This is a genomic window from Homoserinimonas sp. A447, assembly GCF_054489325.1.
Genome location: NZ_JBTMWW010000001.1, coordinates 1,683,838 through 1,705,183, shown reverse-complemented (window position 1 = coordinate 1,705,183; position 21,346 = coordinate 1,683,838). Strand labels below are relative to the sequence as shown.

19 protein-coding genes, 1 tRNA gene and 1 pseudogene are annotated in these 21,346 nt (G+C 64.4%); 10 read left to right on the top strand and 11 right to left on the bottom strand.

The window, feature by feature from the left end; translation table 11 throughout:
* Nucleotides 1–97: 97 nt before the first annotated feature.
* Nucleotides 98–1,999 carry a phosphoenolpyruvate carboxykinase (GTP) gene (locus ACX3O0_RS08270; RefSeq protein WP_459107399.1) on the bottom strand — a complete coding sequence of 634 codons (1,902 nt, stop codon included), beginning with the start codon at nt 1,997–1,999 and terminating at the stop codon, nt 98–100.
* Nucleotides 2,000–2,131: 132 nt separating this feature from the next.
* On the opposite strand from ACX3O0_RS08270, the gene ACX3O0_RS08265 reads away from it, so the two are divergent.
* The gene (locus tag ACX3O0_RS08265; RefSeq protein ID WP_459107398.1) at nt 2,132–3,568 is read left to right on the top strand and encodes a helix-turn-helix domain-containing protein; all 1,437 of its coding nucleotides are present in this window, start codon (nt 2,132–2,134) and stop codon (nt 3,566–3,568) included.
* A gap of 5 nt (nt 3,569–3,573) precedes the next feature.
* Here ACX3O0_RS08265 and ACX3O0_RS08260 read toward each other — a convergent pair whose 3' ends face one another.
* Nucleotides 3,574–4,668: a glycerate kinase gene (locus ACX3O0_RS08260; protein ID WP_459107397.1), complete on the bottom strand. Its 1,095-nt coding sequence runs from the start codon at nt 4,666–4,668 to the stop codon at nt 3,574–3,576.
* Nucleotides 4,669–4,783: 115 nt separating this feature from the next.
* Between ACX3O0_RS08260 and ACX3O0_RS08255 the strand changes: the two genes are divergently transcribed.
* Together ACX3O0_RS08255 and ACX3O0_RS08250 are read left to right on the top strand one after the other, a co-directional pair.
* A complete protein-coding gene (locus ACX3O0_RS08255) occupies nt 4,784–5,800 on the top strand; it encodes a magnesium and cobalt transport protein CorA (RefSeq protein ID WP_459093200.1) in 1,017 nt (338 codons plus the stop codon).
* A 44-nt stretch (nt 5,801–5,844) separates the two neighbouring features.
* Nucleotides 5,845–7,239: a D-alanyl-D-alanine carboxypeptidase family protein gene (locus ACX3O0_RS08250; RefSeq protein WP_459107396.1), complete on the top strand. Its 1,395-nt coding sequence runs from the start codon at nt 5,845–5,847 to the stop codon at nt 7,237–7,239.
* On the opposite strand, the gene ACX3O0_RS08245 is transcribed toward ACX3O0_RS08250, so the two are convergent.
* Nucleotides 7,236–7,802, bottom strand: coding sequence for a CGNR zinc finger domain-containing protein (locus ACX3O0_RS08245; protein ID WP_459093198.1), 567 nt, complete (start codon nt 7,800–7,802; stop codon nt 7,236–7,238). The genes ACX3O0_RS08250 and ACX3O0_RS08245 overlap by 4 nt on opposite strands.
* A 72-nt stretch (nt 7,803–7,874) precedes the next feature.
* Between ACX3O0_RS08245 and ACX3O0_RS08240 the strand changes: the two genes are divergently transcribed.
* Nucleotides 7,875–8,831: an EamA family transporter gene (locus ACX3O0_RS08240; protein ID WP_459093197.1), complete on the top strand. Its 957-nt coding sequence runs from the start codon at nt 7,875–7,877 to the stop codon at nt 8,829–8,831.
* A 6-nt stretch (nt 8,832–8,837) separates the two neighbouring features.
* On the opposite strand, the gene ACX3O0_RS08235 is transcribed toward ACX3O0_RS08240, so the two are convergent.
* The 3 genes from ACX3O0_RS08235 to ACX3O0_RS08225 all read right to left on the bottom strand — a co-directional run bounded on the left by ACX3O0_RS08235 (nt 8,838) and on the right by ACX3O0_RS08225 (nt 12,825).
* A complete protein-coding gene (locus tag ACX3O0_RS08235; protein ID WP_459107395.1) occupies nt 8,838–9,374 on the bottom strand; it encodes a GNAT family N-acetyltransferase in 537 nt (178 codons plus the stop codon).
* A gap of 63 nt (nt 9,375–9,437) precedes the next feature.
* Nucleotides 9,438–11,570 carry a hypothetical protein gene (locus ACX3O0_RS08230; RefSeq protein WP_459093195.1) on the bottom strand — a complete coding sequence of 711 codons (2,133 nt, stop codon included), beginning with the start codon at nt 11,568–11,570 and terminating at the stop codon, nt 9,438–9,440.
* Between the two features lie 214 nt (nt 11,571–11,784).
* Nucleotides 11,785–12,825, bottom strand: a complete 1,041-nt coding sequence (locus ACX3O0_RS08225) for a hypothetical protein (RefSeq protein ID WP_459093194.1) — start codon at nt 12,823–12,825, stop codon at nt 11,785–11,787.
* Nucleotides 12,826–13,023: 198 nt separating this feature from the next.
* Between ACX3O0_RS08225 and ACX3O0_RS08220 the strand changes: the two genes are divergently transcribed.
* Nucleotides 13,024–13,515 (top strand): hypothetical protein, encoded by a 492-nt coding sequence (locus tag ACX3O0_RS08220; RefSeq protein ID WP_459107394.1) that lies wholly within the window; start codon nt 13,024–13,026, stop codon nt 13,513–13,515.
* A gap of 193 nt (nt 13,516–13,708) precedes the next feature.
* Here ACX3O0_RS08220 and ACX3O0_RS08215 read toward each other — a convergent pair whose 3' ends face one another.
* Nucleotides 13,709–14,722 (bottom strand): fumarylacetoacetate hydrolase family protein, encoded by a 1,014-nt coding sequence (locus ACX3O0_RS08215; protein ID WP_459093192.1) that lies wholly within the window; start codon nt 14,720–14,722, stop codon nt 13,709–13,711.
* A 78-nt stretch (nt 14,723–14,800) separates the two neighbouring features.
* On the opposite strand from ACX3O0_RS08215, the gene ACX3O0_RS08210 reads away from it, so the two are divergent.
* Both ACX3O0_RS08210 and ACX3O0_RS08205 read left to right on the top strand, forming a co-directional pair.
* On the top strand, nt 14,801–14,947 hold the full coding sequence (locus tag ACX3O0_RS08210) for a hypothetical protein (RefSeq protein ID WP_459093191.1): 147 nt from the start codon (nt 14,801–14,803) through the stop codon (nt 14,945–14,947).
* A 333-nt stretch (nt 14,948–15,280) separates the two neighbouring features.
* On the top strand, nt 15,281–15,892 hold the full coding sequence (locus tag ACX3O0_RS08205; protein WP_459093190.1) for a TetR/AcrR family transcriptional regulator: 612 nt from the start codon (nt 15,281–15,283) through the stop codon (nt 15,890–15,892).
* 59 nt (nt 15,893–15,951) lie between these two features.
* On the opposite strand, the pseudogene ACX3O0_RS08200 reads toward ACX3O0_RS08205, so the two are convergent.
* Nucleotides 15,952–16,815, bottom strand: a pseudogene (locus ACX3O0_RS08200) (NADPH:quinone reductase); the annotation flags it as partial.
* Between ACX3O0_RS08200 and ACX3O0_RS08195 the strand changes: the two are divergent.
* Nucleotides 16,705–17,151 (top strand): hypothetical protein, encoded by a 447-nt coding sequence (locus ACX3O0_RS08195; protein ID WP_459107393.1) that lies wholly within the window; start codon nt 16,705–16,707, stop codon nt 17,149–17,151. The pseudogene ACX3O0_RS08200 and the gene ACX3O0_RS08195 overlap by 111 nt on opposite strands.
* A gap of 62 nt (nt 17,152–17,213) precedes the next feature.
* On the opposite strand, the gene ACX3O0_RS08190 is transcribed toward ACX3O0_RS08195, so the two are convergent.
* A complete protein-coding gene (locus tag ACX3O0_RS08190; protein WP_459107392.1) occupies nt 17,214–17,756 on the bottom strand; it encodes a hypothetical protein in 543 nt (180 codons plus the stop codon).
* Between the two features lie 203 nt (nt 17,757–17,959).
* Here ACX3O0_RS08190 and ACX3O0_RS08185 point away from each other — a divergent pair, with 203 nt between their 5' ends.
* Complete coding sequence (locus tag ACX3O0_RS08185; protein WP_459093490.1) at nt 17,960–18,376, top strand: hypothetical protein; 417 nt, start codon at nt 17,960–17,962, stop codon at nt 18,374–18,376.
* A gap of 813 nt (nt 18,377–19,189) precedes the next feature.
* On the opposite strand, the gene ACX3O0_RS08180 is transcribed toward ACX3O0_RS08185, so the two are convergent.
* Nucleotides 19,190–19,262: transfer RNA gene (locus tag ACX3O0_RS08180), tRNA-Arg, on the bottom strand.
* Between the two features lie 81 nt (nt 19,263–19,343).
* On the opposite strand from ACX3O0_RS08180, the gene mgtE reads away from it, so the two are divergent.
* Nucleotides 19,344–20,681, top strand: coding sequence for a magnesium transporter (mgtE, locus tag ACX3O0_RS08175; RefSeq protein WP_459107391.1), 1,338 nt, complete (start codon nt 19,344–19,346; stop codon nt 20,679–20,681).
* 3 nt (nt 20,682–20,684) lie between these two features.
* Here the strand turns inward: mgtE and ACX3O0_RS08170 are convergent, their stop codons facing one another.
* The gene (locus ACX3O0_RS08170) at nt 20,685–21,287 is read right to left on the bottom strand and encodes a hypothetical protein (RefSeq protein WP_459107390.1); all 603 of its coding nucleotides are present in this window, start codon (nt 21,285–21,287) and stop codon (nt 20,685–20,687) included.
* Nucleotides 21,288–21,346: the final 59 nt, after the last annotated feature.

Below are 21,346 nucleotides of genomic sequence, written 5' to 3'. Positions count from 1 at the left end.
TCACGCGTGCAGGTCATCGGTATGTGACCAGAGTCGCACGTCTACTGGGTTAGACGAACGACATGCCGAAAACGTTGTGAAATGGACCCGGCGAGGGCTACGCGCCAGCTTCCTTCGCCTTCTCCAGGCGCTGGCGGATGTCCGCGAGCTGCCTGGTCAGGGTCTCCGGGAGGCGGTCGCCGAACTTGGCGTAGAAGCCTTCCGTGTCATCGAGCTCCGCGAGCCAGGCATCCGGGTCGACAGCGAACAGTTGGTCCCAATCGCCGTCGTCCAGGTCCAGGCCGTCGACGTTGATGCCGCCGGCGATCGGGGAGAGACCAAGGGGGGTCTCCGCTGCCGGGGTCTGGCCGTCAACGCGGTTCAGGATCCACTCCAGAACGCGGGCGTTCTCGGCGAAGCCGGGCCAGAGGAACTTGCCGTCCTCGCCCTTGCGGAACCAGTTCACCTGGAAGATCCGCGGCATGCTGCCCGACTTGCGCAGGTTCTCGCCCACGCTCAGCCAGTGCGACCAGTGGTCGGCCATGTTGTAACCGCAGAACGGCATCATCGCGAACGGGTCCCGGCGCAACTCGCCGACCTTTCCTTCCGCAGCAGCGGTGCGTTCAGACGACACGGTCGAACCGAGGAACACACCGTGCTCCCAGTCGCGCGCCTCAACCACGAGCGGCACGTTGTGGGCGCGACGACCACCGAAGATGATGGCATCGAGCACGACACCTTCCGGGTCGTCCCAGCTGTCGGCGATCGACGGGGCCTGGTGGGCGGCCACCGTGAAGCGGGAGTTCGGGTGGGCGGCCGGCTCACCGGAGTTCGGGTCCCAGAGGTTGCCCTTCCAGTCGGTGAGGTTGTCCGGGGCGCGGTCGGTCAGGCCCTCCCACCACACGTCGCCGTCCTCGCGCAGGGCGACGTTGGTGAAGATGGTGTTGCCCCACAGCGTTTCGACAGCGGTGGCGTTGGTCTTGGGGCTGGTGCCGGGCGCGACGCCGAAGAAGCCGGCTTCCGGGTTGATGGCGCGCAGGCGGCCATCCGCACCGGGACGCAGCCAGGCGATGTCGTCGCCGATTGTCTCCACCTTCCATCCGGGAAGGGTCGGGCGGAGCATGGCGAGGTTGGTCTTGCCGCAGGCGGAGGGGAACGCCGCGGCCAGGTGGAAGACCCGTCCGGCCTCGTTGGTCATTTTCAGGATGAGCATGTGCTCGGCGAGCCAGCCCTCCTCCCTGGCGATGACGGATGCGATCCGCAGGGCGAAGGACTTCTTCGCCAGCAGGGCGTTGCCACCATAGGCGGAGCCGAACGACCAGATCTCGCGGGTCTCCGGGAAGTGGGTGATGTATTTGTGCTTCGAGTTGCACGGCCAGGAGACGTCATTCTCGTCCAGGTGATTGCCTTCAGCGTCGAACAAGGGGGCGCCGACGCTGTGGACGGCCGGAACCCAGTCTTCACCGGCGTTGATCAGGGATAGGGCGGCACTGCCCATGCGGGTCATGATGCCCATGCTGGCGACCACGTAGGGCGAATCGGTCACCTGGATGCCCAGCTTCGCCAGTGGGCTGCCGAGCGGACCCATCGAGAACGGGATGACGTACATGGTGCGCCCGCGCATGCTGCCCTCGAAAAGCCCGTTCAACGTGGTGCGCATCTCGGCGGGGTCGGCCCAGTTGTTGGTGGGGCCGGCATCCGCCTCGTTCTCGGAGCAGATGAAGGTACGCGATTCGACCCGTGCGACGTCTTCCGGGTTGCTGCGCGCCAGGAAGCTGTACGGGCGGAACTCCGGGTTCAGCCTGGTGAGGGTTCCGGCGGCGACCATCTCGCGGGTGACACGATCCCACTCCTGGGGGGAGCCGTCACACCAGACGACCTGCTCCGGCTTGGTGAGGGCCGCGATCGAATCAACCCAATCGGCGACCTTCTTCGTTGTGCCGGCCGGCCGGACGCCGTACGGTTCGGCTTGCGAAATCTGGTCGTCTGCTGTCGCTGGCCTCGTGGGGGTGAGTGTCATGAGCTTGTCCGTCCGTTCGATTCCGCCGCCACCGTAAGAAATGGCGTCTCATTCCATTCTGCGCCCCGAATTGACCATTCCCACCCCTAATGAGGCATAAAGAAGTGCGCTTCTTTCGCTACGATAAAGATCATGACCGACCTTGCCACCCTGGGCCAGCGCATCCGCCACTACCGCACCGGTGCCGGAATGACACTGGACCAACTCGGCGCGCAGGTCGGAATCGCCGGTAGCCAGCTCTCCCTGATGGAGAACGGGAGGCGCGAACCCCGACTGTCTCTGCTCCAGACGATCGCAGGGAACCTGAACGTGCAGGTCTCCGACCTGCTGAGTGAGGAACCCCCAACGAAACGGGCGGCGCTCGAAATCGAACTCGACCGGATGCAGCGCAGCCCCGTCTACGCCGGACTCGGCCTTCCCACCGTGAAGGCGCTCCGGTCGACACCGGACGAAACACTGGAGGCCCTCGTCGGGCTCCACAAGGAACTGGCCAGGCGCGCCAGGCAGGCGATCGCAACGCCAGAGGAGGCGAGGCGGGCGAACACCGAACTGCGTCAGTACATGCGCACCCAGGACAACTACCTGCCGGAGATCGAGGAGCTTGCCGAGGAATCCCTCCGTGGGGTCGGCCACACGACGGGCGCACTCACCCACCGCGAGGTCAACCTGATGGCGAAACGACTCGGTTTCGACCTCATCCACGTCGACGACCTGCCGCACTCCACCCGGTCGGTCACCGACCTGGAGAACGGGCGCATCTACCTGCCGCCGGCATCCATTCCCGGCGGGCACGGCCTGCGCTCGATGGCGTTGCAGGCGATGGCGCACCGGTTGCTGGACCACCACGAGCCGGAGAGTTACGCGGAGTTCCTTCGTCAGCGACTCGAGATCAACTACTACGCCGCCGCCTGCCTGATGCCGCTCCAGCAGTCCGTCGAATTCCTCGCGGGGGCGAAAGAAGACCGAAACCTTGCCGTCGAGGATTTCCGCGATGCGTTCGGCGTCACGCACGAAGCTGCCGCCCTGCGGTTCACCAACCTGGCCACCAGCCACCTGGGGATGACGGTGCACTTCCTTCGCGTCGGCGACGACGGTGCCCTGTACAAGGGGTACGAGAACGACGGCCTGCGCCTACCCACCGACATCACTGGTTCGACGGAGGGGCAGCCGGTGTGTCGCCATTGGAGCGCCCGTACGGCGTTCCTGCGCACCAACCGCACCACCGAGTTCTACCAGTACACCGACACCCCGACCGGAACCTACTGGTGTTCCACCCAGACCGGTACCGCGTCTGCCGAAGAGTTCTCGATCACCTTTGGTGTTCCGTTCGCCGACGCGAAGTGGTTCCGCGGACGCGACACCAAGAACCGGCAGGCCTCCAAGTGCCCGGATGCCAATTGTTGCCGACGCCCGGGCACGGAGCTGACCGAGCGGTGGCGACACCGGGCCTGGGCCAGCGCCAAGCTGCACGCCCACATCCTGTCGCCGCTGCCCCAGGGAACGTTTCCCGGCGTCGACGACTCCGAGCTGTACGCCTTTCTCGACGCCCATTCCGGCGAGGCCGACTAACCCATTCAGGGGTCGGAGTGGCCGAAGTGGAGCGCGGCGCTGCGGCCGGCCGCCCTCAGCCAGTGCTCCGGCTCGGCCATCGCGGCCTCCGCTGAGCCGGCCAGTTCGGTGAGGCTCACCGTCCACGCGTCGTGCTCGATCGCGACCGAGCCGGCCGCAACGCCCACACGGGCAGCGCCCGCCAACCGGATGACGTTGCCGACGACCTTGCCGGTGAGTGAGGTGGAGTCGAACCGTCCCTCGCCGGTGATCACGACATCCGCTGCCCCGATCGCTCGGGTGAGTGCGGTCGCCTCCGCGATCCAGTCGGCGCCGGGCTTGACCGTCGCACCCCAGGCCGCGATGAAACCGTAGGCGGTGCCCCCGGCAGCACCGGCACCCGGCACACCCGGATCGCCGCCGAGCAGTTCGGCGTACCTGGTGAGAGCGGTTTCCAAGTGCCGCACGTCGTCGGGGGTCGCGCCTTTCTGCGGACCGAACACGGCGGCAGCGCCGGTCATGCCGAGCAGGGGAGCGGTGACATCGGTCAGCACTGTGACGCCACCAGGCGGGGGTCGGAGCAGGGTGCCGGTGTCGATGCTGTGCACGCGGGAGAGCCCGCCGCCGCCATGGGCGACCTCCGAACCGTCCTCATGAAGTACGCGCAGGCCGAGTGCCTGCAACGCGCCCGCCCCACCGTCGGTGCTGGCCGAGCCGCCGAGGGCGATCACCAGGGAGTCGGCGCCGGCCTCAAGCGCCAGCCGGATGACCTGGCCGAGGCCGCGGGTCGTGGCACCGAGGGCATCCGGTGCTGCCATCAGCGGAAGACCGCTCGACTCGGCAAGCTCCACGACGGCGATACCGCCGGGCAACTCCAGCCAGGCCGCGTCGACGGGCCGGCCATCCGGCCCGGTGACCTGGCGCGCCAGGTGTCTCCTGGCATCCGGAACCGCAGCCGCTATGGCGTCCAGGGTGCCCTCGCCGCCATCAGCCTGCGGCAGCAGGAGCACGTCGTCCAATGACCGGACCTCGCGCCACCCCGCTGCAATGGCGGATGCTGCCGCGTCGGCCGGCAGTGACCCCTTGAACGAGTCCGGTGCGATGACTACTGAAAGGCCCATGCCGACACTGTAGGTCCCGCCCAGCGGGCCGGACGGTGCGAATGGCGGGTCGCGGAGCCGGGACACCCGCAATTCGCACCGTTCCATCGGAGGGATCTCGGGATACCGTCATGTCATGCCCATGATCGACAACGGCGTGTATGTGGCTGGCCACCGCACCGAAGACCCGAAAAGCCTCGAGGAGACCTTCGAGGTCATGCGCGAGCGGAACGGCATGGCTTGGATCGGGCTCTACCGTCCGAACGAACAGGAAATCCGGTCGATCGCTGACGAGTTCGGCCTGCACAGCCTGGCGGTGGAGGATGCGCTGGCCGGCCATCAGCGCTCGAAGCTGGAACGCTACGGGGACACCCTCTTCATCGTCCTTCGTCCCGCTCGCTATCTCGATGCCGACGAGCGCGTGGAATTCGGCGAACTGCACATCTTTGCCGGTCCCGATTTCGTCGTCACCATTCGCCATGCGGAGTCGCCGGATCTTGCCCGGGTTCGTCACAGAATGGAGGGCAGTCCAGGATTGCTGGCGATGGGGCCGGATGCGGTGCTCTACGCGATCCTCGACGAGGTGGTCGACGAGTACGGTCCGGTCATCGCCGGGCTTGAGAACGACATCGACGAGATCGAGGATGAGCTGTTCGGCGGGGATCCGGATGTCTCCAGACGCATTTATGAGCTCTCCCGCGAGGTCATCAGGTTTCAACGCGCGGCACATCCGTTGGCGACGATGCTGGAGGCACTGCTGGGCGGAGCTGAAAAATACCAGCTCGAACTCGAGCTTCAGCGGTTGCTGCGCGACGTCCATGACCACGTGCTTCGGGTGGGCGAGCGGGCGGACGGCTTCCGCGCCCTGCTCGACAACGCCCTGATCGTGCATTCCACTCTGGTCGCCCAGCGCCAGAACGACGAGGTGCAGCGGATGACGGAATTCAACCTGACCCAGAACGAGGAGATCAAGAAGATCTCATCCTGGGCCGCGATACTGTTCGCGCCGACCCTGATCGGCACGGTCTACGGGATGAACTTCGACGTCATGCCGGAACTCCACTGGCCGTGGGGTTATCCGTTCGCCATGGCGTTGATGGTGGCGATGGGCGTGTCGCTTTACCTGGTGTTCAAATCCCGGAAGTGGCTCTGAACCCAGTCGCACGGTGCGTCATTGGGTGCCACTAGCATGATGCTGTGCGCGCCCCTGACGATCGTTCACTTGTGAACGACACCGTTCCCGAGGAGTTCCTGGAGTTGTCCGGGCTGATCGAGCGGGCCGAAGAAAGCGCCGAACGGCAGCGTGAGAACGAGCTGATGCCCGAGGTTGTCGCGGCGCGCACCAGACGTCGCCGGCGCAGGTTCATCATCACCGGGTCCATCGTGCTGGTCATCGCGGCTATGGTCGGCACCTACATCCCGCTCACCCTCCTGGCCCCCGTCACCGTTTCGTCGGCGATCAGGGAGGCGGTGAGCGTCGACCTTCCGGACCCAGCGACCGTGGTTCTCCCGGAGGTGGGTGCCAGCGCGATCAGCATCGCTGGAGCCGACGATTTCCCGGGGGTCGCAGGCGTTGACGGCATCCTGGCGGCCACTGGCGGCAACGATCCCCGACCGATAGCGAGCATCACCAAGATCGTCACCGCGCTCGTCATCCTCGACGCCAAGCCGATCGGGCCAACCGAGTCGGGGCCGATGATCACCTTCAGCAAGGCCGACGCCGCCCTCTACGACCAGTATTACGTGAAGCAGACCAGCATCTGGCCGATGAAGTCCGGCTCGAGCATGCCGCTGCGCGATGCGCTGCAGGTGATGCTGGTGATTTCGGCCACGAATTATGCGGATGCCGTCAGCAGCTGGGCGTTCGGGTCGCCGGCCAACTTCCGCAGTGCAGCACGCACCTGGCTCGATGCGAACGGCTTCACCGGCACCACCATCGTCGAACCGACCGGACTCGACCCGAGGAACCTCAGCACGCCGACCGACCTGATCGCGATCGGGAAACTGGCGATGGCCAACCCGGTGCTGGCTGAGATCGTCGGCACGCGATCCGTTGCCGGCGCCGACGGCAGGGCGGGGGCGAACACCAACGACCTGCTCGGTGTCGACGGCGTGAACGGGATCAAGACCGGAACACTCGACGAGTCCGGGGCGTGCCTGCTGTTCTCCGCCGTGATCGACGTCGGGCATGGCGTGCAGCTCACGGTCGTCGGGGTGGTGCTCGGCGGGGACAACCACTATCAGGTCGACAACGCGGTGCGCGCCATGCTGGGCAGCGTGCGGGGCGGATTCCACGAGGTGCCGGTCTTGACGAAGGGGCAGAAGCTGGGCTCGTACTCGACGCCGTGGGGTGAGGAGGCGTCCGTCGTCGCTGCGGAGGACGCATCCGTGTTCACCTGGTCCGACATGCCGGTCAGTTCCGCCGTCACCGTCGATGACGTGTCGACGGCCCGCTCCGGAAGCGTGGTCGGCTCGGCCCGTTTCGTCTCGGGGGAGTACTTCGTGAAGGTCCCGCTCGAACTGGACGGCGATATCGTCGGGCCGGACGACTGGTGGCGCCTGACCCACCCGGCCGAGCTGCTCGGCGGCTAGGCCTGCTGCGGGTCGCCCGAGGCGGCGCGCGCCCGGTGCTCGACCATGTTCATCCGATTTCCGCAGCGGATGCTGCAGAACCGTTTGGACCCGTTGCGCGAGAGGTCGACGAACAGCCCGGTGCAATCACCGGCGGCGCAGTAGCGAAGGCGCTCCCATTCGCGCGCGCGGATAACGTCGATGAGGGCGAAGGCCACCTCGACGCGGATGCGTTCGGCCAGCGGCGCGGCGTCCTCCGTGGCGTGCAGGTGCCAGTCGAGTCCGTCGTGCTTCACCAGGTGCGGGAGCGCATTCGCCTCCTGCAGCATCCGGTTCACGACGGGGACCGCCTCGTCCCGGCTGTGTGTCCAGATGTGCCGCAACAACTCCCGGGTCTCGGTCACTTCGGCGAGCTCTGTGAGGTCACGATCGAAACGGCCACTGTAGGAATGCTCGGTCAGCAGGGCGGTCAACTGGGGCGGGGTGGCGAGTTCGTCCTCGCCGCTCCGGGACGCTCCAGGAACCGTATTCGCGAGCGCGACGGTGAACGCCAGAGTGTCGACCGTGTCAGGGGCAAAATGCAAATTGACTCCTTACCGATCTGCACACTAACGTGGTGATCCTGAACAGTCAAACCACGTCCTGAAGGCCGCACCATGTCACGCTCCTCAACTTTCACCGGCCTCAGTATCGCCGTGGCCGCAGCCCTCGCCTTCGGAATGTCCGGCCCGTTCGTCAAGCCGCTCCTCGAGGCGGGCTGGAGTCCGGGTGCCGCTGTGACCGTTCGTGCGCTCGTCGGCGGCCTGGTGCTCGCCCCATTCGCCCTCATCGCGTTGCGCGGACGCTGGATTGCACTGTGGCGGGCACGCTCCCGCATCCTGGCGATCGGCCTGATCGGCGTCGCGGCAACGCAACTGGCCTATTTCGCCGCGATCGAGAGGATCTCGGTCGGCACCGGCATCCTCATCGAGTTCATGGCGCCGCTGCTGCTGGTCGCGTTCGTGTGGGCCCGCACGCGGAAGGCGCCGAAGCTCGTCGTTCTCTTCGGCTCGGTATTCGCGTTGTTCGGGCTCGGAATGGTGGTGTCGCCGGGAGGCGACGGCAGCATCGACATGCTCGGCCTCGCCTTCGCTGCGGCTGCGACGGTCGGATGCGCCGTCTACTTCGTCGCTGCGGCGAGGGTCGACGACGACCTGCATCCGGTCGCCGTGGCATCCGTCAGCCTGGTTCTCGGAGGCATCGCGATCGGGCTCGTCGGACTGACCGGCCTGATGCCGTTCACGGCGACGTTCGGCACCGTCCAGCTCTTCGGCGGCTCGACGGCCTGGTGGATTCCCATGCTGATCGTCGCGGTTCTGGCCACCGGAATCGCCTATGCCACCAGCATCAAGGCGAGCCAGTTGCTCGGGTCTCGACTAGCGTCCTTCGCCGGCTTACTCGAGGTTGTCGCTGCCACCTTCTACGCGTGGCTCCTCCTGGGCGAACAGATGACCGTGCTGCAGCTCATCGGCGGGCTGCTCATTCTCATTGGCATCGGTTTTGTGCGCTCAGAGAAGGCGGATGCCGACCTGCTCACCCCTACCGGGCCGATCACGCTGGAGCGCGCCGCCTGACGAAGCTCAGGAAGCGTCGGGGCGGATGACCTCGTCGTGAAGGATGGCGTAGATTTCCACGTCGTGGTGCCGTCCGCCGTTGTACCAGGCGCCGCGCGAGGTGCCCTCGTGCCGGAAGCCGCAGGTGACGGCGAGTTTTCGGGAGGGTGCGTTGTCCGGGTGAATAACCAGACGGATGCGATTGACCCGTTTGGTCTCGAATAGGTAGCGCGTCAGCAGCTTCACCGCCTGGGTGGCTATGCCCTTGCCGCGTTGTTCAGGGTCGTAGACCTGGTAGGACAACTCGAACTCATCCAGGTAGTTGACCGTCTTGAAGAACTCGATATGGCCGAGGACCTTGTCGTCCGGGGAAGCGATGACCAGCATGCCTTCGTCCCGGCTCCAGCAGCCGTCCTCGTCGAACTGCTTACGGAACGCTGCGTGCGACGTGATGTTGCGGGGAAAGAATTCGCCGCGGTTGTCGATGTCGACGTGGAACGCGTAGAGCTCGTCGAGGTCGGTTTCCCTGACCGGACGCAGCACGATCGACGTGCCCTTCAGCATCCGCCCTCCTTCGCAAGCCAGTGTGGGCCCCACCTGGTGGAGGGGCCCACAATGGCCCTGTTACTACTTGGCGTTCCCGGTGTTCTTCACGGTGAGCGTGTACTCCGCGTCGAGGAACATCAGGTCACCGGTGGGAAGGTTCGACACCAGGGTTGCGAAGTCCCGGTTCGGGCCGTTCGCACACATCGTGTTGAAAGGCTGGCTGATGGCATCGCCCTCGAGCCTGTAGACGTAGTTGCCCGCGCCATCCGTGATCTCGAAGTCGGAGTCGGTGCCGGGAGTCAGGTCGCAGCTCGCCACGACCTGCAGCGTCCAGTTGTTGTCCTGGAGCCCCGTCGTTTCGAACCACTCGCCCTCGGCCGAACTCACCGCTGCAGCTGCTCCGTTGACAAGCACGTCATCGATGAACCAGCCGGTGTCCAGGTAGGCCGCGTCCGTGGAGTAGCGGAAGCGAACATCCGTTGCCCCCTCGGGAAGCTGCGCCGTGTAGTGCACGTAGACCGGCTCGTCGACGAAGTAGGCGCCGCCGGAGGTTCCGGTGAGGCCATTGCCCTCGGTGTTGTTGCCGTGCGGGTCGTCGTTGCTGGTGACGACGGTTCCCGCGTCGTTCACCAGGGGAACGGTGACCCACTCGCCACCGACGAGGGCTTCAGCGAAACCGTAATCCCAGCCCTCCTCGATGAAGTGCCAGGTCCAGAAGTCGAGGGTCGTCGCTTCCCCGGTCACCTCGACGTCGAGCACGTTGTCGGACTGGCTCTCATAACCCGCATACCAGTGGGTGTCCCCGGAGTGGGGCGCGACCTGCGTGGTGTCCTCACCGTCAAGCGAGACCGTCACATTCGGACCCGGGTTGCGGAACCGCTCGACCTGCAGCCCGTACGGCAGTGCCGTCGGCGACTGGGCGTTGGTGCGCTTGTCCCACTTCGGCGAAGGCTGGGCGCCCTGGCTGTTCCCACGGTCACCCCAGAACTGGTCGTCGGCGATGTCGATCGTCCACGTCGTGAACGCCGGGTCGCCGAAGTCGACAGCCTTGATGTCGAAGAGCTCCGACTCCTCATCGTCGAGGTAGACGGTGACTGCCCAGTCCTGGAACAGCTCCTCGGCAGAGCGCAGGTCGGCGCCGGTCTCCGCGTTGAACGCGTCGATCGCCGCCTGGACACCGTCCATACCGTCGGCCTGGTTCTCGAAGATCCGCTGGATCAGCAGGTCACCAGCGGCTCCGTCGTTCTGGAGGTCTGGGGTGAACGTGCCGTCACCGTTGCCGCCTGCCTGCTCCCAGACGTACTGGAAGAAGGTGTACGCGGCGCCGTAGTTCTCGAGGCCGCCACCCCAGCGGGTGAGCGATGTCTCGGCGTAGAACACCTGGTGATAGGTCAGATGCGAGCCGCCAACGTCGTAGCCGTTGAGGAACACTGCGAAGTCGGCGAGCCCCTCATCCACCCATGACAGTTCGCCCGGGTCGCTGTAGTTGTGCAGCAGGTGCTCGAGCTCATGGGCGATGACACCCTCGTACAGCGTCGCCTGGTCGTTGTCCGGGTTGTCGTCCCGCCACTCGGAGTCATCCGGCCCCACGCGGTTCGCCCAGTCGAAGGCATCGATGACGATCACGTTCATGCCGGCCGATTCGATGAAGTCCGGGGCGAAGTATCCCGCCGTGTAGGTGGTCTCCGCGCAGTCGTAGTAGTTCGCATCCTGCACGTTGTAGACGACCATCACCAGCGAATCGCTGGCCGGCACGTCCGCATCCGCCGCATCCATCGGGCCGAAGTGTTCCTCATCGACGGCCACGATCTGGCTGGAAAGCTGGTTGCCCATATAGTCGATCTGCGCCTGCGTGAGCACGTATTCGGATGCCGCGTGGTCAGCACACGGAGCGAACTCGTCTGCCGGGTTGTGGTCGAACGCCGGATCGAGGCTGGCGACGCCGGTCGGCTCTGACCCGTCGAGTGGCGTGCCTTCCGGAACGTAGATGTAGACCGGGGTGCCGTCAGGAGTCGTGCCGGCGTAGGCGCGGTCGAAGTCCTGATCGTAGGTGCCGCCGGCCTCACTGTCGTTGATCGGCAGGGTGATGCTCGGCTCGCCTGGCAGGTTCTCGTGGTCGTCGGCGACCGCCGGAACCGTCGCCGTGGCGACGAGGGTGAAAGCTAACGCGCAACCCAGTGAAACACCGAGTGCGCGTGCGCGGGGCTTATGCACAGTTGTACCTCCTGATGAAGGTCCCAACCGTCGGCAACTCGTGATCTCCGCAGGGTGGGACCGATGAGGGGCAGACGAATGCCTGCCGATGGTTGCCAGTACACACCCAAAGTGCCTTCGCCGGAAGGCCGGATCGAAATTGGTGGCAGATGCCGCCTCCGGCATTGCGCCGTGTTTTCGGTGCTGCGCGCCAGCATCCGTTGCCGCGTGTCACTCAACGGGCAGCGTGCCAGTTTCCGTCGCTCGACTGGGAGGTGTCCCGTTCCCACAGCACCGGGTCCCCGTTCTGTTCCAGAACATCACTCAACCAGTACGTCTCATCTGCATTCCAACCGGCCAGCATGGTTCGGGACTCGCCAACCGGCAGCGCCCTTCCTGCTGTGGTCAGGTAGCCGGTCACGCTCAGGTGAACGGCATCGAAATCGGATGCGACAGCAGACCAGTCGGGAAGCAGCCAGGAGCCGTCGTGACCGCCCGACCGCCACCAGTCCTGGCGGCGTGAGAATGTCACGTCCATCGGATACTGGGCAACCAGCTCGACCCAGGCGCGAGGCCCGGTGATCTCGTAAACCCGGCAGTCGTCAGCAGGTTTCATCGGCCAGACGTCTGCCGTGGTCCAGCCGAAGCCATCTTCCACGAGCATCAGCTTCACCGCAGCCAGCCCCGGCAGGCTCCGCGTGGTCATGACCAGGCCGACAATCGCCGGCGTCGACCACCACTCGCCGCTGAGGTTGGCCGTGACCGGCTTCGGGCGCATCGCTGCTAATCGCTCGTTCTCGAGAGCACCCGCTTTCCACCGGTCAAGGCGAACGGCCGCACCGGTCAGCTCGGGTGGTGAGTCAAGCGGCGACTGATCGGTCCATTGCACGAAGTGTTGGTTAGCTGCTGCCATCGGCGACGACCACCACTGTGTCGCGGGCTGGCTACTGACCTGGAGCGAAACGGGTTCGAGCGCAGCGCGGAGCTGTGGATCCTGCAGCAGCACGTCCTCTTCGTCGGGTTCCTGCCAGTACCGCGCGGCACCAGTACTGGCAACGAGAGCATCCATGAGCGCGGCATCAGTCCATACTTCCGGCGGTGCGAACTTTGCGATGTGATCGGCGAGATCGGTCACCAATTCTGTGTTCGCTGGAGTTCTCGCCGCGTGGAACGTAAGCGTCCACAATGACGGTTCAGCCGACGTCAGCAGGCTCAGGCAGAAACGGCGCCCCCGCGGACCGCTCAGGAGGCCGTCGCCGAATTCATCGTCGCTCACGGCACGAGACTATCGGCCGAGAAACTCTCAGGAAAAATGGTGTCCCGTGACGCCCGGAGTTTGCTCTGTGCTGGCCGCCGTACTTTGTGTTCCAATGCTGTAGTAGTCGAAGCACGCACGTTCCATCTCGATTTTTCTAGAGAGGCAGCGCCTGTGATCGAGTCCGCAACTTTCGTGATTGGTGCATGGCACCATGTCGTGGACTTCGTCATAGCGCCCTTTCCGCGGGCAGACCCCGTAGCTGCCCTGCAGGCGGCGATGCGCGGCGAGATGAAGGAGTCTGCGCTGATAGTGCCGTTGGTTTTCACAGGCGTATATTCCGGTCCCATTGATTTGACTGTCGAGGTCCTCGACGCGAGGCCGGACGCACCCGCGCCAGAGTGGGAAGACATCCACGAGCTGTCCCTGATGCTCCCGGAAGGACAGGCCTATTTCAACCGGCCGGAAAGCTTCGAAAGGAAGGATGTCGGGACCATCACGGGTCATGAAAAGGGCAGCTATCGTGCGCGGCTCCACGCCAGCGGCCGGGACGCAGCATATGACGGGGTTGTGGAGTCGCCCGTCGAGCGGCACCTCGTCCAGTTCTGGAAGGAACCGCCAACACCCTTGTCTGTTCTCTCCTCGCGCTCACAGAGCGGCAAGAGCCGGCCCCGTTTCATCGAGATGTGGCAGGAGCTCCCACCGGCATGAACCACACCGAACCACGCCCCGTAGCATGCGAGCCTCGGCTTGTCGCGTGACAGGCCAGTTCGGACATATTGCCAAGTCCGGACACGCCAACTGCGCGGGAATCGGGACGGGAGTTTTCACGCGAGGAGGTCGGGCAAGCTGTTCCCTCTGATCTTGGCGCGCAGCTGACCGGTACCCGTTCACCCGTTCCTTGTCAGGAGAACCCCTGCGTGCCTCGACCGCCCGCGGAAACACGGGTGCCCCAGCCGGTGAGCGGCAAGGTGGTGGGAGTGCCGAATCGTTGAGTGAGACTGCCAAGATTGTCGATCGCGATGGTGTACTCTTCGCCCGGTTCTAGCCATTCGTCGCGGTCCAGTCCGCAGCAGCCTGGGATGGCCCCCATGCCAATGAGCGTGCCTGCCGGGAGCGAGCGACGGCGCAGGATGTGGGCGAGTAGCTGAGCGGGGTGGAGTAGATAGTCGTTGGTGGTCCCGGTCCAGTCGGGGCGATCGTTGAACGTCACTGTCACGGCAAGATCGAGCGGGTCGGGTATCTCATCGGGGGTGACAAGGTAGGGGCCGATGCCGTTACCGGTATCGAAGTCTTTGCTGGTGGAGGGTCCGGTGAATAGCATCTCGCCTAGTTGCACGTCTCGGGCACTGGCATCGTTGTAGATGACGTAACCGGCAGGCTCAACCCAGTCAGAGTGTTGTTGTTGCTCAGAAGCGGTGACGATGGCCAGCTCGGGTTCGATGTCGAGGTAGGCGGTGTAGTCGGGCCAGGTGATCGTGTCGCCGGGACCGCTGATGGAGTGGTGATTCCCTTTGTAGAATCGCACCGTGCGGGATCGTGACGCCACGCGTCCGAGAATCGCGCCGAGTGGTCGCCCGAGCCCGGAGGGCAGACTGCGGCGCAGCAGCGTCCGGGTTGATGCGCGCAGATGCTTCGGGCTGAGGCCGCAGTCCAGTAGCCCCGCCGGGTTCGGCACCGGTGCAAGAAGTTGGACCTCGGTGAGCGGCAGTGCGGGCAGGGACGGGTCGCCAACGATGGCCGCGGCGCGGTCGAAAGTACCTGGGAGACCGGCGAGATAAGCCTCTACAGATTCCAGGCCACGAATATCATGATCGAGAGCGGACGTGAACCGGACGACCTCGGTACCGCGCACGGCACCGAAGGCGATCTCAGAAGGTCGACCGGTGCGGGCAAGTCGATAGGTTACGAGCTTCATGAACGTCTCCGTCGCCCCTGCGCAGCTTGGGCACTAATCCAGATTGCGCTGCCTAAAGCGAGTACCCACTTCGTACGTGTGGCGGCACCGGATAAGGCCGCGGCACGCGGTGTGATCTCCTGTGGGCTGGCACAAAACCGCGCGTGGAAGGCATTCTCGATCAAGTCGCAGAGAGCCGAGATCGCCGGCGCCACGATCAAAGTCGTCTTCACCCATCGCGACTGAGCGGGGTGCTGAACTGTACGCCCCGCCGCGATCAACGCTGCGGCATACAGCAGTGGGTGCACAGTATCGGGACCCAGATGGCGTCGATATTGCTCACGTTGCGCGGGCGTCCAGCCACCCATAATCTCGCGGAAAACCGCGGCGTCGGCGGTGCTTTGCAATCGAGCGACATCACGACCCAGCGGCAAGAGCAACCTTGCGATGTTCACCTGGGACACCGTATACACCGCGAAAAGAGCGGCGGTCGTTTGCCTGTACCTTTTTCTCTCGGACATGCTGACCTCCACTATTAGATGCCGTGTTCAATAAGACTGAGCGTACACTATTGAACTGATGTCTAATAAAATTGAGCGACCAGCACCTTCCGCAATGCGTCGACGGTTGACGACCGCGCGGCGGCGCGAGGAATTGATCACTGCCGCCGCCCATCTATTGGGCACCCGACCCGACGATGAGGTCTCGATTGATGAGATCGCCAAGCATGCCGGTGCTTCACGGGCCCTGCTTTACCACTATTTCTCGTCCAAACAAGAACTTGTGCGAGCGGTTGTCGCGCATGAGGCGACTGCCCTGCGCGAAGCGATCGAAGGACAAGAGCTATCTGCTGCGCTGGCTGCCTATCTCGATTACGTCGAGTCCCATCCCCATGGCTACCGCTTACTGCACGAAGGCGCACTTCGTCTCGATAGCGAAGTCCGAGACTTGATCGCGGAGAGTCGAACCCACATCGAACGGACCGTGCTAAGCCTTCTTCGCACCCCGCACTCAGATCCCGTGACCCGATTGGCCATACGCGGCTGGACAGGTTTCGTCATCACTATCTGCTTGGAATGGGTCAACGATGAGAGCCTCGACCGGCAGACTGTGGAAGCCCTCCTGAAACGGTCGCTAAACAAGATCGCGGCCATGGTTGACGACCCGTCCGACGTGTCAACCGGTCAATGACAGCGAAACCAGGGTGCACCCGAGCCGCGTGGTCCTCGGTTACCGTGCGTGGGGATCCTTCAGCGTAGGTCGTCCGCGACGCTGATGAGCACCTTTCCGGTGACTCCGTCTTCAACGGCATCGTGAGCGGATGCCGTGTCCTCGAGTGAGAACCACGTCAGCGGCAGCCCGGCTTCTGCGCCCACGGGAAGAGCACCCGCCTCGAGCGCGGCAGTGATGTCTTCCGCGGCGACGGCGAGTGCCTCCCGCCCGACGGTGTAGAGCAGCAGTCCCTGCCAGCGAACGTTCTTCGCAAAGCTAGTCACGATCGGAGCGGTGAACTCGTCGCCGTTGTTGTTCGCGTAGTACGCGATGCTGCCGTGGTTGGCGAGCACCTCTACATCGAGCGCGGCGTTCTGAGCGGGCGCGACTTCGACAATGTGGTCGACGCCGCTTGGAGCGACGGAATACACCTTGGCCGAGAGCTCGCCATCCGGGTATTGAAAAACGTGATGCGCGCCCGCTGCGCGGGCGAGTGCTGCCTTGTCGTCGTTGCTGACCGTGGCGATCACGGTCGCACCCGCCCATACCGCCAGTTGGATCGCGGCGTGCCCGACGGCCCCTGCTCCGCCCTGCACCAGCACCACACGGCCGTCGAGGGTGCCGGGTGCGAGACGCGCCGGGCCGAACTCGTGCACGGTGAGCGCACGGTGGGCGGTCATCGCGGGAACGCCCAGGCTGGCGGCGACGTCGAACCCGATACCGTCGGGCAGACGGACGACGCGGCTAGCCGGCACGACCGTGAACTCCTGCGCTGTCCCCGTCGGACGCTGGTGGGCGGCGAGGAAGATCCATACGCGGTCGCCGATCCTCAGATCCTCGACATCCGAGCCGACAGCATCGACGACGCCGGCGCCATCCTGGTTCGGGACAACCTCTCCGAACTCGACGGGCTTGAACCACGACAGCCGATGAGGGCTGGTTGTCCGAACTACAAGGCAGAAGTCCGGAATAGCGGGTCACGCGACACAAGGTGTCGCGTGACCGCGGGGTTCGGACAATTTGCCAATCTCGGACAACTGAAGAACCGGGGATTTGAAGCATCGCCCCTCTCGGAATCTTGCCAACCTACTTCGGACAAGGTCTTCCTAAGACTAGACAGCCTGCTTCTAGCGGCTTCGCTCGTCCCCCAGAACTGCATGAGAGCACTGATAGACGTTAAATCCGACTCAGACTTCTTCACCATCGCGGTGCAGGAACATCTGGATCTATCGACATGACCAATCAGAATTGCAGGCGACAAGGTCGTTCCTCCAGCGAGGTGGACCTACAGCGCAGAGCGTTACTTCCCCAGCATTCTGAGGATCAAGTCCTGCAGCCATGCAGGTTCAGGTTTTTCTCCTTCGAAAATATTCATAGTGGCCGCGTAGAGCGTGCCTAAGGGGTTGGCAGGCCAATCCGGATCCTCAAGTACTAGCAGCGTTTTGCCGTTGCGGTAGTCTCGCGCTTCCCCTTGATAGATGGCCCAGCGGGCATGGGGAGACTCGCTCAGAAGAACATCGGCCATGTAGGCGTGTACTTCGTCGATCAGCCGCAGCTGCTGTGCTGTGAACGGACCGTCCCGATCGGAGCCGGTACCGGCGGGCGGGAACTGAGGGTCCCACCAGACCGGCACGTCATTGTGGCCATCTTCCTTGCTTGCGAGCAACTGATCAACGAACCATTCGCCAAGCGGCTTGAGGCTTGCCAAGCTTCCATCGAGCCGTACCTCGGGCCGATTGCCTATTTTCTCCCGCAACCGATCGAGCGCGATTGGTAACTGCTGAAGGTAGCTTCGGTTGTACTCATCGATCTCCTCCGAGGAGGCGTACGTCAGGTACTTCATTTGCTCACGGTACAGCGTTGAGCAAAACTTTGAACGATGGATCAACGGTCACGCGTTGATCCCGTAGCGCGAATCTCGCTTCCACGCCTCGGCCCCTGAACGGTTGTAACGATCGGTTCTCCCACTTGTGTGAGCGGCTGTCATTGTTCAATGTAGGCGGAAGCGCCACACTTGCCGTATCGAGCGAAAGGCTGGTAGGTGAAATGGCACAGCAGTTTTCAGTGCTTCGAGGCCCATTCCATCGGTTTTTTGAAGGAGATCTCAGCAAGATTCCGGCCCTGAACGAGCGTCAGCTGAACAGACTTGCGTCCGAACTGGGGGTCCGTCTGTACGACTCCCAGGGCGACGAGGGCATCATGGATAGGGCCTCCGTATTTTGGGACTTCACAATCATGCGCACCGAGGACGGCAAGGCCCGCGTGCTGACCGGAGACTTACACATCCAATCTAATGCTGGCGCAGAACAGATCCGGGAAATCCTGAGCGATCTTGTGCGCTTGGCTCACAATCTAAAAGCCCGGTTGTGGCACGGCTTCGGAGCAGACGACGACGAATACGGAATCGTCACTCCGGAATACATCCAACTGCACGCTGCCGGCGACCCTCGGGCCACTTCGTAGGGCGGGCAAGCGGGTCCCCATGCTGCGCTGCATTGGTTCTCCGACCTCTTGCGGGACGGTGAAGCACGCACGTTCCACCTCGGCTTTGCCAGAGAGGCAGCGCCGTGATCGAATCCGCAACCTTCGTGATTAGTGCATGGCACCATGTCGTTGACTTCGTCATAGCGCCCTTTCCTCCGGCAGACCCGGTAGCTGCCCTGCAGGCGTCGATACGCGGCGACATGCACGAGTCTGCGCTGATGGTGCCGTTGGTTTTCACGGGCGTATATTCAGGTCCCATCTATTTGACTGTCGAGGTCCTCGACGCGAGGCCGGAGGCAACCGCGCCAGAGTGGGAAGACATCCACGAGTTGTCGCTGATGCTTCCGGAGGGACGTGCCTACTTCAACCGGTCGGCAAGCTTCGAGAGGAAGGACGTCGGGACCATCATGGGTGATGAGAAGGGCAGCTATCGTGCGCGACTCCACGCCAGCGGCCGGGACGTAGCATGGGACGGGGTTGTGGAATCGCCCGTTGAGCGGGCACCTCGTCCAGTTCTGGAAAGAACCGCAAGCACCCGTGTCAGTTCTTTCCTCGCAATCACAAAGCGGGAAAAGCCTGCCCCGGTTCATCGAGATGTGGCAGGAACCTGCCGCCGACATGAGTCCCACCGAACCTCGTCCCAAAACTCGCGAGCCTCGCGTTGTTCCAGTACTGCCCAGTGATCGACTCATGGACGCCCGCAACCGCGAACTTCCGTTGAGCGACGGATGAACGCCCAATTGTCCGAACTAGGTGGCAAAAGTCCGAACTAGCCCGACACGTGACACAAGGTGCCCCCAGCAGGATTTGAACCTGCGGCCTTCTGCTCCGGAGGCAGACGCTCTATCCCCTGAGCTATGGGGGCCAGGAGTGCCTGAACAGGTTACCAGCACTGACCCGGCACAGTGGCCATTCACCCGGCTACCCTGTCACAGGGGAGGCTGCCATGGTCGCGGATGACGCACTCAAGATTCTCAGCGACAACTCCGGGCGCGATCTGCTCGCGCAGTCCCGGGCGCTGGAAGAACTTCGCACCAGCGAGATCGTGTCGCTGCTGGGGCGGGTGTCCGCCAAACGACGCGCGCTGCTCTTCCGGCTGTTGCCGAAGGCGCGGGCCTTTGCGGTCTTCGAGTCACTGGACGCCCGGCTCGCCTCCGCGCTCCTCACCGAACTCAAGGACGAACGGGTCGGCCAGCTGATCGAGCGCCTCGATCCGGATGATCGCGTGCTCCTGCTGGACGAGCTGCCCGCGAACGTGGCCGGCAGGCTCCTGCTGGGGCTCTCACCCCGAGAGCACGAGCTCACCGCTGCCCTGCTCGGGTACCCGGTCGGAAGCGTCGGGAGGCGCATGAGCCAGGAGTACGTCAAGGTGCTGGAGTCGATGACCGCCGGTGAGGCGCTCGACCACATTAGGGCGACCGGCGCTGAAGCGGAGACTATCTACTTCCTTCCGGTCGCCGGGGACAACCGGCAGGTGGTCGGCGCCATCGAGTTGCGGGATCTTCTCCTCGCCGAGCCGGCTGCCATCGTCGGCGACCTCATGCACGAGCCCATCCTGATCCGTGCCGACGACCCGGAAGAGGATGCCGCGCGCCTGGTCATCGAGGCGAACGTCATCGCCACCGCAGTAGTCGACTCTGAGGGCCTGCTGGTCGGCCTGTTCACTTTCGATGACGCGGCTGCGATCCTGGGGCGCGCCGAGGCTGAGGACGCCGCTCGCACCGGCGCATCCGAACCGCTGCGTCGTCCCTACCTGGCCGCACGAGTGCTGGACCTGGTGCGCTCCCGAGCTGTGTGGCTGCTGGTCCTGGTGGCGACGTCGACCCTCACTGTCGCGGTGCAGGACGTGTTCGCCCCCACACTGGAGAAGTCGCTCGCGCTCGCGTTGTTCATCCCGATGCTGATCGGCACCGGCGGGAACATCGGCTCTCAGGCAGCAACAACACTCACGCGGGCGCTCGCCCTCCACGAAGTACGGCCGCGGGATCTGGCACGCGTGGCATTCCGGGAACTCCGGGTTGGAGTGCTGCTCGGCGCCACCCTGGGACTCCTCGGCTGCATCCCGGCCGCAATCCTGGTCGGGCCGGAGATCGCGCTGGTGCTGCTCTTGACGGTGACGTGCATCGGCGCCGTGGCCGCCACAGCCGGTGGTGCGATCCCGCTTGCAGCACGCGCCGCGAGGGTGGACCCGGCGATCGTGTCTGCACCGTTCATCAGCACGCTGGTCGACGCATCCGGTCTGGTGATCTACTTCCTGATCGCGCGGGCCGTGCTCGGCATCTGACCGTTAGCCCGCAAATGCAGCCAATGCGGCTTCCACCAGCGGCTTCGGCTCGGCTACCTCGTAGAACGCGGCGGACGTAGCGACCACCCAATACGGCCCGTCGAAGACCTGGGCCACGCCGACACCACCGGATGTCGTGAAATAGGCGGCGTCGCCGATCCCCGAGACAGCGGTACTCCCAGCAGCCACGTCTGCCTCGACGGTTGCCAGGTCATCTGCCGCCAGTTGGGCGACCGCGACGACGAAGGTCACCCCACTCGTCTGGTTCACCCAGTTGCAGGCAACACCCTGGTTCGCCACGATGGTGGCGACATCCGTATTGGCGGGCGCCGTGAACGCCGGCTGGTGACCGTAGTTCGGGTTGTAGTCGTACACGGCCTGCGGCGACACCAGCTCGTTGCAGTCGATCGTCACCGGCGTAGAGCTGAAGCCATCCGCCGGCACCTCGGTTACCGCCGGTTCTGGTGTATCCGCTGGTGGCGTGGGCCGCTCGTACTCGGCCGGACCAGAGGAATCAACGGGTTCCGGCGCTCCCTGCGGGACGCACCCCGAGAGCCCCAGGACCAGGACGGCGGCAACGGTGAGGGTGGCGGGGAGTGAACGCATGGGGTCCATCCTTGCCGATTATCGGCAGGGTCCGGATGCCGAAACGCCTCCCGGTAGAA